13 protein-coding genes and 1 pseudogene are annotated in these 17382 nt (G+C 68.5%); 4 read left to right on the top strand and 10 right to left on the bottom strand.

All coding sequences use genetic code 11. The features are described 5' to 3' along the window. The 10 genes and pseudogenes from UK23_RS04575 to UK23_RS04530 all read right to left on the bottom strand — a co-directional run. Positions 1-1290, bottom strand: a pseudogene (locus tag UK23_RS04575) (non-reducing end alpha-L-arabinofuranosidase family hydrolase); the annotation flags it as partial. 219 nt (positions 1291-1509) lie between these two features. Then, positions 1510-2562 carry a FecCD family ABC transporter permease gene (locus tag UK23_RS04570; RefSeq protein WP_196777604.1) on the bottom strand — a complete coding sequence of 351 codons (1053 nt, stop codon included), beginning with the start codon at positions 2560-2562 and terminating at the stop codon, positions 1510-1512. 11 nt (positions 2563-2573) lie between these two features. Then, the gene (locus tag UK23_RS04565) at positions 2574-3632 is read right to left on the bottom strand and encodes a FecCD family ABC transporter permease (protein WP_063778042.1); all 1059 of its coding nucleotides are present in this window, start codon (positions 3630-3632) and stop codon (positions 2574-2576) included. 26 nt (positions 3633-3658) lie between these two features. Then, entirely contained in the window at positions 3659-4096 is a 438-nt protein-coding gene (locus UK23_RS04560) for a hypothetical protein (RefSeq protein ID WP_045310079.1), read from the bottom strand. 55 nt (positions 4097-4151) lie between these two features. Continuing rightward, entirely contained in the window at positions 4152-6800 is a 2649-nt protein-coding gene (locus UK23_RS04555; protein ID WP_045310078.1) for an AfsR/SARP family transcriptional regulator, read from the bottom strand. A gap of 3 nt (positions 6801-6803) precedes the next feature. Continuing rightward, complete coding sequence (locus UK23_RS04550; protein ID WP_045310077.1) at positions 6804-7178, bottom strand: hypothetical protein; 375 nt, start codon at positions 7176-7178, stop codon at positions 6804-6806. 296 nt (positions 7179-7474) lie between these two features. Beyond that, a complete protein-coding gene (yjfF, locus tag UK23_RS04545) occupies positions 7475-8443 on the bottom strand; it encodes a galactofuranose ABC transporter, permease protein YjfF (protein WP_045310076.1) in 969 nt (322 codons plus the stop codon). Beyond that, positions 8440-9420, bottom strand: a complete 981-nt coding sequence (locus tag UK23_RS04540) for an ABC transporter permease (protein ID WP_045310075.1) — start codon at positions 9418-9420, stop codon at positions 8440-8442. Before UK23_RS04540 ends, yjfF begins: the two co-directional genes overlap by 4 nt. After that, positions 9417-10946 carry a sugar ABC transporter ATP-binding protein gene (locus UK23_RS04535; protein WP_045310074.1) on the bottom strand — a complete coding sequence of 510 codons (1530 nt, stop codon included), beginning with the start codon at positions 10944-10946 and terminating at the stop codon, positions 9417-9419. Before UK23_RS04535 ends, UK23_RS04540 begins: the two co-directional genes overlap by 4 nt. Positions 10947-11110: 164 nt before the next feature. Continuing rightward, positions 11111-12079 (bottom strand): ABC transporter substrate-binding protein, encoded by a 969-nt coding sequence (locus UK23_RS04530; RefSeq protein WP_045310073.1) that lies wholly within the window; start codon positions 12077-12079, stop codon positions 11111-11113. A 203-nt stretch (positions 12080-12282) separates the two neighbouring features. Here UK23_RS04530 and UK23_RS04525 point away from each other — a divergent pair, with 203 nt between their 5' ends. From UK23_RS04525 to UK23_RS04515, 4 genes are all read left to right on the top strand, one after another. Continuing rightward, positions 12283-14637: an alpha-L-arabinofuranosidase C-terminal domain-containing protein gene (locus UK23_RS04525; protein WP_231114370.1), complete on the top strand. Its 2355-nt coding sequence runs from the start codon at positions 12283-12285 to the stop codon at positions 14635-14637. A gap of 1 nt (position 14638) precedes the next feature. Continuing rightward, positions 14639-14767, top strand: coding sequence for a hypothetical protein (locus tag UK23_RS54770; protein ID WP_330769854.1), 129 nt, complete (start codon positions 14639-14641; stop codon positions 14765-14767). Next, positions 14764-16206, top strand: coding sequence for a family 43 glycosylhydrolase (locus tag UK23_RS04520; RefSeq protein ID WP_045310072.1), 1443 nt, complete (start codon positions 14764-14766; stop codon positions 16204-16206). Before UK23_RS54770 ends, UK23_RS04520 begins: the two co-directional genes overlap by 4 nt. An 83-nt stretch (positions 16207-16289) precedes the next feature. Further along, a complete protein-coding gene (locus UK23_RS04515; RefSeq protein ID WP_231114369.1) occupies positions 16290-17303 on the top strand; it encodes a LacI family DNA-binding transcriptional regulator in 1014 nt (337 codons plus the stop codon). Positions 17304-17382: the final 79 nt, after the last annotated feature.

Below are 17382 nucleotides of genomic sequence, written 5' to 3'. Positions count from 1 at the left end.
GGTTGCTCTCGGTGGCGGCCTGCGGGGTCCAGGAACCGCCGAGGCTGCTCGAGGTGAACGACCGGAAGTACCGCCCGTTGCGCCCCATCGCCTCGACGAGCATGAGGTACTGGTTCTGGTCCTTGACCTTGTAGACCTCGACCGCCTCGAACAGGTTCTCCCTCGTGTCGGTCATGATCGTCGTGTACGACGTGCCGAAGCTGCCGGGGAAGTTCCCGATCGGCATGCTGGCCCGGTAGATGTTTCCGTTGTCACCGGCGAAGAACAGGTGTTGCCGAGGTCGTCGGCGAAGAACAGGTACATGTTCGTGCCGTCGCCGATCAGCGTCTGGTCGATGGCGGTGTTGCCGGGGACGTTGCCCGAGAAGAGCGGCTGCGGCGAGGACCACCCGTTGGCGTTGGTGGGGTCGCTGGAGGTCCGGTAGCTGAAGGTGGTCGGGCCCCACTGGTAGGCGAGCACCCAGATGTTCTTCGGCGCGAAGTAGAACAACGTGGGCGCGACGGTGCCGAGGTTCATCGTGTTCTGCGGGGCCGAGGCCATGTCCGACCAGTTCGTGAACGTCCCGAAGTTCATCGAGCCGTAGTGCTGCCCTGACGAGTCGACCGTCGAGCCGTAGACCAGGTGCTTGCCGTTGTAGACGACGTTGCTGAAGTCCTTGAGCGAGACCAGGCCCGACTTCGGGTTCGCCAGCGACCCCGTCGACGACCAGCGGTACGTCGACGGAAGAGAACACGTCCCCGGCGGCGTGCTGTCCACCCGGACCAGCTGCCACTGCTGACTGGTCGCGTTCCGGTCGCCGTTCTGCACGACCGCCGCACCGTCCGCGGTGGACTGGCCGGTCACCTCCACGGTCTTGCCGCTGTTGCGGTTGATCAGCCTGGCGTAGCCGCCGTCGGAGTCCGCGAGCCGGAACTGCTGGTTGGTGCCGTTGAGATCCGTCCACTGCTGGACCTTCCCGCCGTCCGCGGCCGACCAGTTGTCGACGTCGAGGACCTTGCCGGAGTTCTTCGACTTCAACCGGTAGTAGCCGCCGCCGGAGTCGACGAACTGCCACTGCTGGTTCGCGCCGTCGTGGCGGGACCACTGCTGGACCACCGCCCCGTCGGCCGTGGAAGCGGCCGCGACGTCCATCGCCTTGCCGCTGTTGCGGTTGACCAGCACGTACCACGCGTTCGTGTCGACGGTCGCCGCCGATGCCGCGGTCGGAGTGAGCGCTAACACGGTGCCGGCCAGGAGGACGGTCGCGAGCAGGGGGCTGAGCAGGGACGCCCACCGGCGCAGTGAATCCACGGTGATTCTCCTTCAGGGTCAGAAGCACACGTGCAATTGGTCAGCGCATACCGCGCCCAGTGTTAGCGCTAACATCTGTCGCTTTCGAGGTTGCCAGAGTCGTTCCCGACCTTCAAGGCGCTACTGCTCGGTAACATAGGGTGACCTGCGGAGTTGCCGCACGGCATTCGAATCGAATTCGACGCGGAAACCGCCTTGGGCGCATTTCCTCGAAAGACCTCAGGCTGCCCGTTTCACGTTCGCGCGCACGAGCAGGTAAACGAGGAACGGGCCGCCGATGATCGCCGTGACGATGCCGACGGGCAGGTCGTTCGGCAGCACGGTCCGTGCGATGAGGTCCGAGCCGATGAGCAGCAACGCGCCGAACAACCCCGACGCGATCAACGGCGGCACGGGGGAGCGCAGCAGCCGCATGGTGATCTGCGGCGCGACGAGAGCCACGAACGGCACCGGGCCCGCTGCGGAGACGGCGACACCGGCCAGCAGAACCGCGCACAGCAGCAGTACGGCACGCACAGCCGAGTAACGAACACCGAGACCGGCGGCCACGTCGTCGCCGAAGTGCATCGGCTGCATCTGGAACGCCACGACCAGGACGACGACGGTCAGCGCGATGGTGATCCACAGCGTCGTCCACACCTCGGTCCACGACCGCGAGTCCAGCGACCCGACCAGCCACGACTGCGCGCGAGCGACGTCACGGATGTCCGCCAGCACGAGCAGCCACGTCGTGAGCGCCTGCATGACCGCGCTGACGGAGACGCCGATGAGGATCAGCCGGAACCCGTCGATGCCCCGCCGCCACGCCATGAAGTAGACGAGCAACCCGGTCAGCAGCCCGCCGGTCAACGCCGCCGCGGGCAGGCCGATCGCGCTGGTGACCGCCGCCCCGCCGGTGGCCGTGACGAGGAAGACCGCGGTCGCGCTGGCACCGCCGGTGATTCCGAGGACATCGGGGCTGGCCAACGGGTTGCGCGCGATCGACTGGGTCAACGCGCCGGAGATGCCCAGCGCGACACCGGCGATCAGGCCGATCAACGCGCGCGGCATCCGCAGGTCCATGATCACGAACTCGTCGACCCGCTCGCCCTGGCCGAAGATCGTCCGGAGCACCGCGGGCAGCTCGACCGTGAAGTCGCCGACCGAGATCGACACGCAGAAGACCAGGAACGTCAGCGCGGCCAGCACGACCGTCACCAGCACCATCCACGGCCGCCAGACCCAGGACCAGCCGCCGACCCGAACCCCGGAATGCATCTCTGTGGTGATCATGTCTGTGGTGGTCATGCCAGCCTGAACTTCCCGAGCCAGACCAGCGCCGCGAAGAACGGGGCGCCGATGAGGGCGATGACGATGCCGGCCGCGAGCTCGGCCGGCCGCACGACGAGCCGGCCCACGATGTCGCCGGCGAGCAGCACGAGCGCGCCCAGCAACCCCGCGTACGGCACCAGGAACCGGTAGTCCGGCCCGGTGATCCACCGCGCGATGTGCGCGACCATCAGCCCGAGGAACGCGATGGGCCCGCACGCCGCCGTGGCCGCTCCCGCGAGCAACGTGACCGCCACGATGCCGACGGTCCGGCCCGCCGCGATGTTCACGCCCAGCCCGCGCGCCACGTCGTCGCCGAGGTTGAGCAGGTTGATCGTGGGCAGGTTGAGCAACGCGAGCACGAGCCCGGCGGCCACGAAGACCCCGGCCGCGATGATCACGTTCCACCCGATGCCCTGCACCGAACCGGCGTTCCAGTACCGCAGCACGTCCAGGGTCTGCTTGTCGCCCAACGCGACCCCGACGGTCATCGCGGCGAGGAACACCGTGACGCCCTGCCCGGCCAGGGCGAGGGTGAGCGGGTTGCCCGCGCCGCGCCCGAGGCTCGACAGCCCGAACACGAGCACCCCGGCTCCCGCGGCCCCGATGAACGCGAACCACATGTACTGGACGGGGTTCTGCAGCCCGAGCACCGAGACCGCGAGCACCACGGCGAACGACGCCCCGGAGTTGACGCCCAGCAGGCCGGTGTCCGCGATGGGGTTGCGGGTGTGGCCCTGGATCAACGCGCCCGCAACGCCCAGAGCGAGTCCGGCGACGATCGCGAGCACCGTCCGCGGGATCCGCAGCGTCTGCACGATCAGCGTGATCTCGGTGAGCCGCTGATCGGTGCCGGGGTCGCCGAACAGCCCCTGCCACACCTCGGCGGGGGAGAGCGACCGGGCACCGATCACCAGCGACAGCACCGCGGCGACGGCGAGCAGCACCGCCAGGACCACCAGCCCTGGCAGCCGCCGCGGGCTCGCTCGGACCGGTGCGGGGTCCAGCCCGCGTTGCTCCACCACGATGCTCACGACGGGCTACGTTAGCTCACCCTTACCTAACTCGTCTCGATGGCCTTGACGGTCTTGGCGAGCGCACCGCCCAGGACCTTCTTGCCGAACAGGCCGAGCACCACGCCGAGCAGGCGGCCCTTGAGGTTCTTGCCCTCGCGCACCACTTCGGCGTGCACGACGGTCGTCCCGTCGGCCTGCTTCGTGAACGTGTAGGTGTGACCGGACTTGCCGCCCCACACGTTGGAGTCCGTGGTCGTGAGCACGACGTGGCTGAGGTCGGACCAGTCGTAGTGCAGGCGCTCCCAGATGCCGCCGGAGCCCTCGGTGACGTCGGCGAAGTGCTCGCCCTGGTCGTGCACCTTCAGGAAGTCGTCGGCGCTGTTGGGGAAGAGGTTCGCGCGGCCGGGACCGAAGTTGGTGAGACCCGCGACGAACTGCTCGGGGGTGGCGGTGGTCGGCTGGGACAAAGTGATCGTGGACATGGCACCAGGTTTCCGGTCCGGGGTGCCTGTTCGCGCCCGTGAGGAACCCTGGTCGTCAGGACCCCGGGGTGACGTGGATCTCCGCGAGCTGCTTGCGCACGCGCTCGGCCTCGTCCTCGCGTCCCTGCTGCTCCAGCATCCGCAACGCCTCCTGCCAGAGCCGCGCGGCCTGGTCGTGCTGCTCGAGCGCGAGGTGCGAGTTGCCGAGGCTGATGAGCACCTTGGCCGTGGTGTAGTCGTCGTTCTCGGCCCGGTACAGCTCGATGGCGTGCTCGTAGAGGACGACGGCCTCGGCGTGGTTGCCGACTTGGTGCTCGACGCGGCCGAGCGTGTCGACGGCGATGGCCTCCCCGCGCCGGTCGCCCAGCTCGTGCAGCAGATCCAGTGCCCTGGTGGCGTGCTCGCGACCGAGGCTGGTCTCGCCGATCTCCGCGGCGCAGTGGCCGATGTTGTTGTGCGCCATGGCGATCAGCATCTGGTTGCCGGTCTCCAGGTAGTGCGGCAGCGCGGCCTGGGCGTGCTCGAACGCGCGCTGGTACTCCGAGCGGCTGGCCCACAGCCAGGCCAGGGAGCCGTGCGCGTCGGCGAGCTGGAGCGGCTCACCGGCCTGCTCGGCGAGCGTGACCGCCGAGTCGAGGTGGGCCTGGGCCTCGTCGTAGCGGTGGACCTGGCCGAGTGAGGTGCCCATGATCCGGTGGGCGACGATCCTGTCCATGGGGTCCTCAGCGGCGTCGATGGCCGCCTGCCACATGGTCAGCTCGTCGTCGAGGTGACCGCGCAGCTGGTGGTAGGCGTGCGAGACCCTGGCGAGAGTAACGACGCTGTCGTTCCAGCCGTGTGCCGCGGCGGTTTGCTGGACGGCGCGGCGCGTGCCGCGTTCGGCGTCGAACCAGGCCAGCGCGCCGGCCTTGTCGGCAGCCGGGGTGACGTCGACGTTCGCGGGCGAGAGGGCGATCAACGGGCGGAGCGGGTCGATCACCCGGTCGTTGGCGTGCGCGGTGTGGACGTGGTGGTCGACGAGCCTGCGCAGGGCTTCCTCGCTGTCGACGTGTTTCGCTCGGTCCGCCGCGTAGGCCCTGACCAGGTCGTGCATCCTCGCGCGGAAGCCGCTGGAGATCGAGATCAGCGAGGCCTGTTCCAACGACCGGAGTGCTTCCTGTGTGTCCTTTGTGGACATGTTGCCGAGGCTCGCGGCCGCATTGAGATCGATGTCCTCGCCCGGCGCGATTCCCAGCAGGGCGAACATCTTCTTCTGCCTGTCGGTCAACGCCCGGTAGGACCAGGAGAGCACGACCGGCACGCTGACACTCGGGTCGGCGTCGAGCGCGCCGAGCCCGAGCTCTTCGAGTTGGCGGGCGATGGCGGCGAGCGACAGGTCGGGTTCGGTCAGCACGCGGGCGCCGACGATGCTCAACGCCAGCGGCAACCCGCCGCACAGGTCGATCAGCCGCGCCACCGCCAGAGGTTCGGCGTTCAGCCTGGTCGCGCCGATCCTGGTGGCCAGCAACGTGCTCGAGTCCCGGTCCGCGAGCACGTCGAGACCAACCGGCCTGATGCTGCCCGGCAGCCGGTTGCGGCTGGTCACGAGCACCTTGCAGGTGTCGCCGCCGGGCAGCATCGGCGTGACCTGGGCGGCGTCGACGGCGTTGTCGATCACGACCAGCAGGCGCTTCCGTGCCACCAGGCTGCGGAACAGCGCGGCGCTGGCGTGCGGGTCCGGTGGGATGCGGCTCGCGTCGAGGCCGAGCGCGTGCAGGAACCCGCGGATCGCCACGTCCGGGTCCATCGGCGTCTCGTCGGGGCTGAACCCGCGCAGGTCCACGAACAGCTGGCCGTCGGGGAAGCGGTGCAGGTTGCGGTGCGCCCAGTGCAGTGCGAGCCACGTCTTGCCCATGCCTCCGGCGCCCGCGATGGCCGCCACACCCGTGCGCACGGCGTGGTCCAGCTCGGCCAGGTCCTCTTGCCTGCCAACGAACTGCGCCGGCGCGGACGGCAGCTGGCGCGGGATCGCCGTGGGTGCTTCCTGGTTGCAGAGGAGCAGTTTTTCGTGCAGCTGCTTGAGTTCCGGGCCCGGTTCGGTGCCGAGCTCGGTGCGCAGCCTGGTGCGCAGGGCGTGGAACTGGTCGAGTGCCTCGGAGATGCGACCGGCCTGGGCGAGCGCCCGCATGTGCTGGGCGGCCACGCGTTCGTCTAGCGGCTTGTCCGTCGCGTGCGCGGTGATGGCGGCCAGCAGCTCCGGGCCCCGGCCGAGCTGCAGACGCGCGTCGATGAGGTCGAGCTCGGCGGCGTCGCGTTCCTCGTTCAGCCGGTCGCGGGTCAGCTGGGCCCACTCGCCGGCGATGCCGGTCAGCGGCTCACCTCGCCACAACGCGATCGCGTCGCCGAGCTTGTTCTCCCTGCGGAGTTTCCGGAACCTCATCAGGTCCACGGAGGACTCGTCGGCGACGAGCGCGTACCCGGTGGGCCGGGTGGCCAGCTCGATACCGGCCTGCCGCAGCCGGGAGAGGTAGCTGTGCAGGCTCGCCCGTGCCCGCGCGGGAGGCTCGTCACCCCAGACGCGTTCGGTCAGCTGCGTGACCGACACGGTCTTGTTGACGTCGACCGCCAGCGCCGCGAGCACACACCGCTGCCGCGCGGGCCCCAGTTCGACGTTGTGCCCGCCGACCCGCGCGTGCACCTCTCCGAGCAGGTCGATCTCGACCACAGATCAGCTGTCCTTCTCGGCGGCGACGAGTGACACGACGGCCAGCCCGGTGTTGACGGCGGAGATGATCGTGGTGAGTTTCGCCGCCCTCGCCGGAAGCTCGCCACTGCGGCCAGCGTAGAACGCGGCGGCCGTGTCCGTGGCGTGAATGAGCACGGCCTGCCGGAGGGTTCGCCGGCTGGGCTTCAGCGTCAGCAGGTCGACGCCGAGGACGAGCGTGCGGATGCCGAACATGCGCGCCGGGTAGACGAACCGCTTGTCGTCGCCCAGTTCGCTGCCGAGGCTCTTCGCCATCTTCCCGGCCGCGAACAACCCCAGTGCGCCGTTGAAGATCCGGACGCACGCCAGTGCGGTCCGGGTGACATCGCCCAGCTTCATTCCAGCCACCTGCCTGTTGAACTCGTCGCAGGCTCCAGTTTAGGTGTTCGCGTGAGGACGAGCTGCCGGGCGGCTTGAGGTCCACTGTCTTGGACGGGCTCCAACAGGTACACGTCGCTGTACGTGGGGGCCCCGCCTGCCTCATCGCATCGACAAAGGTGATCATCCTGATCTGGCCGCACCGCTCGCCACGCACGCCGAGTCGTTGCTGAACTGAGCAAGTTCACACTCGCGCGGGGAGGGCGGATCCTGGTTGATGTGATCGCCCAGTATCCGCCCCTCGTCGGATCAGGACGTCAGCGTCGCTCGCGGATCAGGCCGCGCTGGACCGCGATGAACACCAGCAGCAGCGCACCGATCACGATCTTGGTCCACCACGAGCTGAGCGTGCCCTGGAACGAGATCAGCGTCTGGATCGTGCCGAGCACCAGCACTCCGGCGAGGCTGCCGAGCACGTAGCCGACGCCACCCGCGAGCAGGGTGCCGCCGATGACGACCGCCGCGATAGCGTCGAGCTCCATGCCGACGGCGTGCAGGCCGTAGCCGGACAGCATGTAGAGGCTGAACAGCAGACCCGCCAGTGCCGAGCAGAAGCCGCTGATCACGTAGACGCCGACCTTGGTGCGCGCGGTCTTCAGACCCATCAGCAACGCCGACTGCTCGTTGCCGCCGACCGCGTAGACCGTGCGGCCGAACCGCGTGCGGTGCAGCACGAAGAGGGCCGCGGCGACGACGACGAGCGCGATGATCACGTTGTAGGTGATGGTGACGCCGCCGGGCAGTTCGATGACGGCGGTGGCGACGTCGCGGAACGTGGAGTCCTTGATGGACACCGATTCCACGCTGATCAGGAAGCACAGGCCGCGGGCCAGGAACATGCCGGCGAGCGTGACGATGAACGGCTGGATGTCGAACTTGTGGATCACCAGGCCCATCAGCAGGCCGAGCGTCGAGCCGATGACCAGCACGGCGATGATCACCAACGGCAGCGGCCAGCCTGCTTTCAGGCCGGCCGCGGTGACCATCGTGGACAGGGCGACGACCGAGCCGACGGACAGGTCGATGCCACCGCTGAGGATCACGAACGTCATGCCCGCCGCGAGCACGATCAGGAACGCGTTGTCGATGAACAGGTTCGCGATCACCTGACCGGACGCGAAGCCGTCGTAAAGTCCGGATCCCACCCCGAATGTGAGCGCGAACAGCACCACGGTCGCGAGGACCGGCAGGAACCGCGACGGCAGCTTGGTCGTGAGAGCGGTCATGTCGTGGCCACCTTCCGGAAGCTGAGCGCGGCGCGGGCCTTGGGCGCCTGGACGAGGCACACGGCGATGACGACGACCGCCTTGAACACCAGCGTGACCTCGGGTGCGACGCCGATGGTGTAGACCGTCGTGGTGAGCGTCTGGATGATCAGCGCGCCGAGCAGCGTGCCGGTGAGGGAGTAGCGGCCGCCCGCCAGTGAGGTGCCGCCGATGACCACCGCCAGGATCGCGTCCATCTCGATCCACAGGCCCGCGTTGTTGGCGTCGGCCGCGCTCACGTTCGAGCTGATCATCAGGCCCGCGATGCCCGCGCAGACCGCCGCGAACACGTACACGGTCCAGATGATGGTCTTCGCGCGGACACCCGCCAGCCTGGACGCCTCCGGGTTCACGCCGACGGCCTCGATCAGCATGCCCAGCGCGGTCTTGCGCGTTGTGAGCGCTACCAACCCGAGTACCGCGAGGCTGATCAGGATCGAGATCGGGAGGATGAGGAACCCCGCGCCGACCTGCCGGAACGGGTCGTTGTTGACGGTGATGATCTGGCCTTCGGTGACCAGCATCGCGATGCCGCGGCCCGCCGTCATCAGCACCAGGGTGGCGATGATCGGCTGGATGCCCAGGCCTGCCACCAGAAAACCGTTCCAGAGGCCGAGGAGCGCGCACAGCACGAGCGCGATCGCCATGCCCGCGAACGCAGTGCCGGCGTCACCGGACGCTCCGATGTGGACACACGTGACCGCGCCCGCGATGGCCGCGACGGCGCCGACGGACAGGTCGATGCCGCGGGTGGCGATCACGAGCGTCATGCCGAGTGCGATGAGGAGCGTCGGCGCGCCGTTCTTGAGCACGTCCACCAGGCCGCCGTAGAGGTGGCCGTCCTGGATGCGCAACGAGAAGAACGACGGTGTGACGACGAGGTTGAGCACCAGCAACGCGGCCAGTGCGAGCAGGGGCCACAACAAGCGGTTCTTCACGACGCCACCTCCTCGGAAAGGTGCTCACCGGCGATGAGCCCGACGACCTCGTCGATGCTCGAACCACCGTCCAGTTCGGCGATCTTGTGCCGGTCGCGCAGCACGACGATCCGGTCGGCGATGCGCACGACTTCCTCCAGTTCCGCGGAGATGAACAGCACTGCCGTGCCCTCCGCGGCCAGGGACGTGACGAGCTGCTGGATCTGGGCCTTGGCGCCGATGTCGATGCCGCGCGTCGGCTCGTCCAGGATCAGCAGCCGCGGTTCGGTGACGAGCCAGCGGGCCAGCAGCACCTTCTGCTGGTTGCCGCCACTCAGCGTGCGCACCAGCGCGTCCGGGTTCGCGGGCCGGATGTCCAGCGCTGCCAGGTACTTCTCGACGAGTTGGTCCTTGACCCGGCGCGACACCGGGCGGCTCCACCCGCGCGCGGCCTGCATGGCGAGCACGAGGTTGTCGCGGATGCTGAGGTCCGCGACCAGGCCTTCGCCCTTGCGGTCCTCCGAGCAGAACGCGATCCCGGCGGCGATCGCGGAGCGCGGCCCGCGCAGGTGCAGATGTGCGCCGTCGACCAGCAGCTTGCCCTCGGTCGCCTTGTCCGCGCCGAACAACAGCCGTGCCAGCTCGGTGCGGCCGGAACCGAGGAGCCCCGCCAGCCCGACCACCTCACCCGCGCGGATGTCGAGGTCGAACGGCGCGATTGCGCCCTTCCGGCCGAGCCCCTCCGCGCGCACGAGCACCGGGCCGGACGCGGTGCGGCGTTCGCTCGCGTCCTCGATCGCTTCCAGCGCACCGAGCTCGCGGCCGATCATGGCCGCGATGAGCGCACGGCGGTCCAGGTCCTTGGTGAGGTGTTCGCCGACGAGAGTTCCGTTGCGCAGCACCGTCATCCGGTCGGCGATCTCGTAGACCTGGTCGAGGAAGTGCGACACGAACAGGATCGCCACGCCCTCGTCGCGCAGCACCCGCATGATCCGGAACAGCTCCGCGACCTCACCCGCGTCCAGACTCGACGTGGGTTCGTCCAGCACGAGCACGCGGCAGTCGACGGCGATCGCGCGGGCGATGGCCACGAGTTGTTGCACGGCAATGGGATGTGACTCGAGCACCGACGCGGGGTCGATGTGCACGCCGATCCGCGCGAGCACCGCGGCGGCCTGCGTGCGCATGGCCTTGAAGTCGATGCCGCCGAGCTTGCGGGGTTCGCGGCCCAGCAGGATGTTCTCCGCGACCGTGAGGTTCGCGCAGAGGTTGACCTCCTGGTACACCGTGCTGATGCCGGCCTGCTGGGCGTCGCCGGGGCTGGTGAACGCGACGGTCTCACCTGCCAGCAGCACCGTGCCGCTGTCCGGGGTGTGCACGCCGGTCAGCGTCTTGATCAGGGTGGACTTGCCGGCGCCGTTCTCGCCCATGAGAGCGTGCACTTCGCCGGGGAACAGCTGGAAGTCGACGTCCTGCAACGCCTTGACGCCAGGAAATGCGAGGCTGATGCCCCGCATCTCGACGACTGGCGGCGGTGACTCGGTCATGGCGGGAGCCTTCGTCGCTTGGGGTGCGGGACCCGCCACTGGATGCGCAGTGAGTGACGGGCCCCGCAGTCTGTGGTGAATCAGTGCAGTGAATCAGCGCGTGGGGTGCGGGGCCTGCCGCCGGGATGTTGGAGAGGACGGCAGGCCCCGCAGTCTCGGGAAGATCAGTACTGGCGCTTCGGGAGTGCGGCCTTGGCCTGCTCCTGGGTGAACGTGCCCTCCTCGGTCACGACCCTGGCCGGCACCTCCTCGCCCTTCACGACCTTCTTCGCGAGGTCCATCAACTGCTTACCGAGCAACGGGTTGCACTCGACGATGAAGTTGATCTCGCCGTTGGACAGCGCCGTCATGCCGTCCTTGACGGCGTCGACGGTGATGATCTTGATGTCCTTGCCGGGCACCTTGCCGGCGGCCTTGATCGCCTCGATCGCGCCCAGGCCCATGTCGTCGTTGTGCGCGTACACGACGTCGATCTTCGGCTGGGACTTGAGGAACGCCTCCATGACCTGCTTGCCGCCGGAGCGGGTGAAGTCACCGGTCTGCGAGGCGACGATCTTGATGTCCGGCTTGGAGGCGATCTTCTCCTCGAAGCCCTTCTTGCGGTCGATCGCGGGCGCCGCGCCGGTGGTGCCCTGGAGCTCCACGACGTTCGTCGGGCCGGTGGCGTTGGCGACCATCCAGTCGCCGGCCTTGCGACCCTCCTCGACGAAGTCCGAGCCGAGGAACGTCTTGTACAGCGACGTGTCGTCCGAATCGATCGCGCGGTCGGTGAGGATCACCGGGATGTTGGCGCGCTTGGCTTCCAGCAGCACGGTGTCCCAGCCGGTCTCGACGACCGGGCTGAACGCGATCACCTTGACCTTCTGCTGGATGTAGGACCGGATCGCCTTGATCTGGTTCTCCTGCTTCTGCTGCGCGTCGGAGAACTTCAGGTCGATCCCGGCGGCCTTGGCCTCGTCCTGGACCGACTTGGTGTTCGCGGTGCGCCAGCCGCTCTCGGCGCCCACCTGGGCGAAGCCCATCGTGATGGTGTCGCCGGACGAGCCGGTGCCGGCACCACCAGAGCCAGAGCCGCACGCTGTCAGCGCGCACAGCGCGATCACGCTGGCGGCTGTCGTGATCTTCTTCAGCACAGGGATTCCTCCGAGGTGACTACGGTGTCGCGGAGCCTGGCCGCGTGTCCGCGGCTGTCAGGTGGACAAGAGTGAACGCTCACATCGGTCCCGTCAAGCGTTCGACCATAACGACTTGTGACCGTTGACCTGATCTGAAGGCGATCGTATGTTAGCGCTCACTATTGCAGCGAACGCCCCACGAACAGCCCCGGAGCCAACGAATGTCCCCCAGGCACGTTCTGCTGTCCGCCGCGCTCGCGGCCTCCCTGCTGGCCGCCGTCCCCGGTTCGGGAGCGGCGGCCGAGACCGACTACACGCTCAAGGTCGACGCCACGAAGAAGGGCGCGTCGATCGACGACACGATGTACGGCGTCTTCTTCGAGGACATCAACCGCGCCGCCGACGGTGGCCTCTACGCCGAGCTCGTGCAGAACCGCTCGTTCGAGTACGACAAGGCCGACAACGCGTCGTACAACGGCCTGACCTCGTGGGCACCGCACAGCGGCACCGTAGACGTGATCGACGACGGCGGCCGGATGAACGAGCGCAACCGCCGCTACCTCAAGCTCGGCCTGCCCGCGGGCGTCATCAACTCGGGTTACAACTCCGGCATCGCGGTGCAGGAGGGCCAGCGCTACGACTTCTCGGTCTGGGCCCGCACCGACCAGGCCGCCACCGCGCTGACCGCCACGATCACCGACCCGGCGGGCAACCCATTGGGTGATGCGGTGAAGCTCCAGGTGCGCGGCGACGGCTGGACCCGCTACTCCGGCACCGTCCGCGCCAGGAAGTCGACGACGACCGGCCGGCTGCTGGTCACCGGCGGCGGCACCGGGACGCTGCGGCTGGACATGATCTCGTTGCTGCCGCAGGACACGTTCAAGGGACACGGCCTGCGCCGCGACCTCGCCGAGAAGATCGCCGCGCTCAAGCCCGGCTTCGTGCGGTTCCCCGGCGGTTGCCTGGTCAACACCGGCAGCCACTACGGCTACGACGGTCCGGCGTACGAGCGCCGCCGTTCGTACCAGTGGAAGGACACGATCGGGCCGGTCGAGCAGCGCGCCACGAACTGGAACTTCTGGGGCTACAACCAGTCCTACGGGCTCGGCTACTACGAGTACTTCCAGTTCTCCGAGGACGTCGGCGCGATGCCGTTGCCCGTGGTGCCCGCGCTGGTCACCGGCTGCGGTCAGAACCGCGCCACGAACGACCCCGCGTTGCTGCAGCGGCACATCCAGGACACGCTCGACCTGATCGAGTTCGCCAACGGGCCCGCCGACTCCACGTGGGGCCGCAAGCGCGCCGAGATGGGGCACCCCAAGCCGTTCAAGCTCACCCACCTCTCGGTCGGCAACGAGGAGAACCTGCCGGACGAGTACTTCGCCCGCTTCACCGAGTTCCGCAAGGCGATCAACGCCAAGTACCCGGACATCACGGTCGTGGGCAACTCCGGCCCCGACGACACCGGCGCCACGTTCGACCGGCTGTGGCAGCTCAACAAGCAGGCCGGCGTGAAGATGGTCGACGAGCACTACTACAACAGCCCGTCGTGGTTCCTGGAGAACAACAACCGTTACGACTCCTACGACCGCAACGGCCCGAAGGTGTTCCTCGGCGAGTACGCCTCCCTGGACAACAAGTACTTCAACGCGTTGAGCGAAGCCGCTTACATGACCGGCCTCGAACGCAACGCCGATGTCGTCAAGCTCGCCTCGTACGCGCCGCTGCTGTCCAATGAGGACTACGTGCAGTGGAAGCCGGACATGATCTGGTTCAACAACCACGCCTCGTGGGGCTCGGCGAGCTACGAGACCCAGAAGCTGTTCATGAACAACGTGGGCGACGAGGTCGTGCCGAGCACCGCGTCCGCCACGCCGTCCACCCAGTCACCGATCACGGGAGCGATCGGGCTGTCGACGTGGGCGACCGCCGCTGCCTACGACGATGTTCGCGTCACCAACGCGGCCGGGCAGCAGTTGTTCGGCGACGACTTCTCCGGCACCGATGCGCAGTGGACCAAGAGCGGCAAGGGTGCCTGGAACGTCGTGAACGGCGCCTATGTCCAGTCCGACGCGGCTGCGGAGAACACCCTGGTCACCGCGGGCGACAAGAACTGGCGCGACTACACGCTGAACCTGAAGGCCACCAAGCAGTCCGGGCGCGAGGGTTTCCTCGTCGCGTTCGGCGTCCAGGACACCGGCAACTACTACTGGTGGAACCTCGGCGGCTGGAACAACACCCAGTCCGCGGTGGAGAAGGCCGTCGGAGGTGCCAAGAGCACGCTGATCACCAACAACACCAGCATCGAAACGGGCCGCACCTACGACGTGCGGGTCGAGTGTATAAGAGACAGGCCGCAAGGTCTCGCTGTTCCTGGACGGCCAGAAGTGGGGCGAGTTCAACGACGACTCGCGCGTCGAACCGTTTCGACAGGTGGTCACCCGCGATCTGGCGACCGGCGAGCTGATCGTCAAGGTCGTCAACGCCCAGGACAACGCCGCCCGCACCTCGATCGACCTCGGCATGCCTGTGGCCTCGACCGCGCGGGTCACGACCCTGCAGGGGCGTCCCGATGACGTGAACACCGAGTTCGCCCAGCCGATCAAGCCGCGCACGAGCCAGGTGAGCGTGCGCACCGCCTTCACCTACACGTTCCCGCCGAACTCCGTCACGGTCTTCCGCGTCAAGGACAGGAGCCGCAAGTGATCGACCGCAGATCCCTGCTGCTGGGCACGGGCGGTGTCCTCGCCGCCACCGGCACGCTTTCGCTGGCGGGCTCGGCCGCTGTCTCGGCCGCCGCTGCCGAACATGCTGCCGAGTTGCCGACCCGCAGCCCGCTGGTCGAGCAGCGCGCCGACCCGTTCATCACGCCGCCGACCGACGGCATGTACTACCTGACCGGGTCCGTGCCGGAGTACGACCGGATCGTCATTCGTGGCGCGTCCACTCTGGACGGTCTGACGGCGGCGCGGGAACGGACGATCTGGCGCCGGCCGGCGTCCGGCAAGATGGGCGGCTACATCTGGGCGCCGGAGCTGCACCGCATCGACGGCAAGTGGTACGTCTACTTCGCCGCCGGGGACAAGGACGAACCGTTCCGCATCCGCACCTACGTGCTGGAGTCGCCCAACGCCGACCCGCGTGAGGGCGGCTGGGTGTTGCGCGGTCAGATCGTCACGCACCTGGACACGTTCACACTGGACGCGACCACGTTCGCGCACCGCGGGAAGCGGTACTTCCTGTGGGCGCAGAACGATCCGGCCGTCGGGTCCGGCACCAACCTCTACCTCGCCGAGATGGCCTCGCCGCTGGCGTTGAAGACGACGCCGGTCCGCATCGCGACGCCCACGGCGTCGTGGGAGGTGCAGGGGTTCCGGGTGAACGAGGGGCCGGCGGTGCTGATCCGCAACGGCCGGGTGTTCGTCACGTTCTCCGCGAGCGCCACCGACGCCCGCTACTGCATGGGCCTGCTGACCGCCGACGAGAACGCGAACCTGCTCGACGCGCGGTCGTGGACCAAGTCCGCTCAGCCGATCTTCACGACGAACGAGGCGACCGGCCAGTACGGGCCGGGGCACAACTCGTTCACCACGGTCGGCGACATGGACGTGCTGGTCTACCACGCCCGCGACTACCGCGACATCAACGGCGACCCGCTGTTCGACCCGAACCGGCACACCCGCGTGCAGCGGTTGCACTGGAACGACGACGGCACGCCTTCGTTCGGTGTTCCGGTCGGCAAGGGCGGTCCGATCACGCGGCTGTCCACGCTGGACGGGTTGTTCGTGCGGCACTACGAGTACCGGCTGCGGGTCGACGGCAACGTCCGCGAGCTGGCCGACTCGCAGTTCCGGTTCGTGCCGGGGTTCCTCGGCTCCGGCACCGTCGCGCTGCAGTCGGTCAACTTCCCCGACCGGTACGTGCGGGTGGACGGTGACGTCGTCCGCATCGACCCGTTCGAGGACACGGACGCGTACGGCCGGGCGGCGAGCTTCCGGCGGGTTCCCGGCCTGGCGGACGGCAAGGCGATTTCGTTGAATGTTGGAGCAGATTCTTATCTCATTCACGATCGGGGCAGACTGGTGGCCGGCAGGCCCGGGAATGACCGCGACGCGCGCCGACGTGCGACGTTCCGGCTCGAGTAGCGGTCACAATGGGCCTGCAGTGCCGGGGCTGACAGGTGTTATCGCTAACATCATCGGTCTAGACCAAGGATCGGAGACCGTCCGTGGACCAGAAGATCACGCGTGACCCCGCGATGACCGACGTCGCTCGCCTCGCCGGGGTGTCGCATCAGACGGTCTCGCGCGTGCTCAACGACCACCCGAACGTCCGCGAGCAGACCCGTCTGCGCGTCCGCGCCGCCATCAAGGAGCTGGGTTACCGGCCGAACAGGGCGGCTCGTGCGCTGGTCACCGGCAAGACGCAGCTGATCGGCGTGGTCGCGCAGAACTCGACGCTGTACGGCCCGGCCTCCTTGTTGTCCGCCTTCGAGGAGGCGGCGGGGGAGGCCGGGTTCGCGGTCAGCGTCGGCAGGGTGAAGGTGCTGGACCGCGAGTCGATAGCAGCCGCCGTGGAACGCCACCGCGACCAGCGCGTGGCCGGCATCGTGGTGATAGCGCCGAACTCGTCCGCGGCCGACGCGCTGGCCGACATCCCGGCCGAACTGCCGCTGGTCACCGTGGACGGCGACCCGGACCGCCCGACGCCGCTGGTCACGGTCGACCAGGGCGCCGGGGCGTACGACGCCACCACGCATCTCCTGGAAGCCGGGCACTCGACGGTGTGGCACGTCTCGGGCCCCACGGACTGGTTCGACGCGGCCGGGCGCGTGCACGGCTGGCGGCGGGCGCTGGAGATCCACAACGCCGAGGTGCCGCCGGTGGTGGCGGCCGACTGGAGCGCCGCGGCCGGTTACAAGGCCGGGCAGATGCTGGCCAGGATGCCCGAGGTCACCGCGGTGTTCGCGTCCAACGACCATCTCGCTCTGGGCGTGCTGCGCGCGATGTACGAGCGCGGCCGCCGGGTGCCGCACGACGTGAGCGTCGTCGGGTTCGACGACGTGCCGGAGGCCGAGTTCTTCATCCCGCCGCTGACGACGGTCCGGCCGGACTTCGCGGCAGTGGCGCGCGAGACGCTCAGCCTGCTGCTCGAGCAGGTCAGCGAGGGCGAGTCCGCGCAGCCCCGGCGGACGATCGAGCCGACGCTGGTGCTGCGCAAGAGCGTCGGTCCGCCCGCCTGATGTCGTGCCTCGAGGACCCTGGTCGGCGACCCGCCGACCGGGGTCCTTTGTCGTGCGTTCACTCTTGTGCGCATACCGG

This window comes from Lentzea aerocolonigenes, from assembly GCF_000955955.1.
In the GTDB taxonomy this organism is placed as follows: domain Bacteria; phylum Actinomycetota; class Actinomycetes; order Mycobacteriales; family Pseudonocardiaceae; genus Lentzea; species Lentzea aerocolonigenes_A.
The sequence above is the reverse complement of the archived record's forward strand: the minus strand, read 5'-3'. Positions and strand labels throughout refer to the sequence as shown.

Coding starts and splice junctions, on each gene's coding strand:
- yjfF (WP_045310076.1), bottom strand. CDS start 8,443: ATGACCGCTCTCACGACCAAGCTGCCGTCGCGGTTCCTGCCGGTCCTC.
- UK23_RS04535 (WP_045310074.1), bottom strand. CDS start 10,946: ATGACCGAGTCACCGCCGCCAGTCGTCGAGATGCGGGGCATCAGCCTC.
- UK23_RS04550 (WP_045310077.1), bottom strand. CDS start 7,178: ATGAAGCTGGGCGATGTCACCCGGACCGCACTGGCGTGCGTCCGGATC.
- UK23_RS04525 (WP_231114370.1), top strand. CDS start 12,283: ATGTCCCCCAGGCACGTTCTGCTGTCCGCCGCGCTCGCGGCCTCCCTG.
- UK23_RS04560 (WP_045310079.1), bottom strand. CDS start 4,096: ATGTCCACGATCACTTTGTCCCAGCCGACCACCGCCACCCCCGAGCAG.
- UK23_RS04570 (WP_196777604.1), bottom strand. CDS start 2,562: ATGATCACCACAGAGATGCATTCCGGGGTTCGGGTCGGCGGCTGGTCC.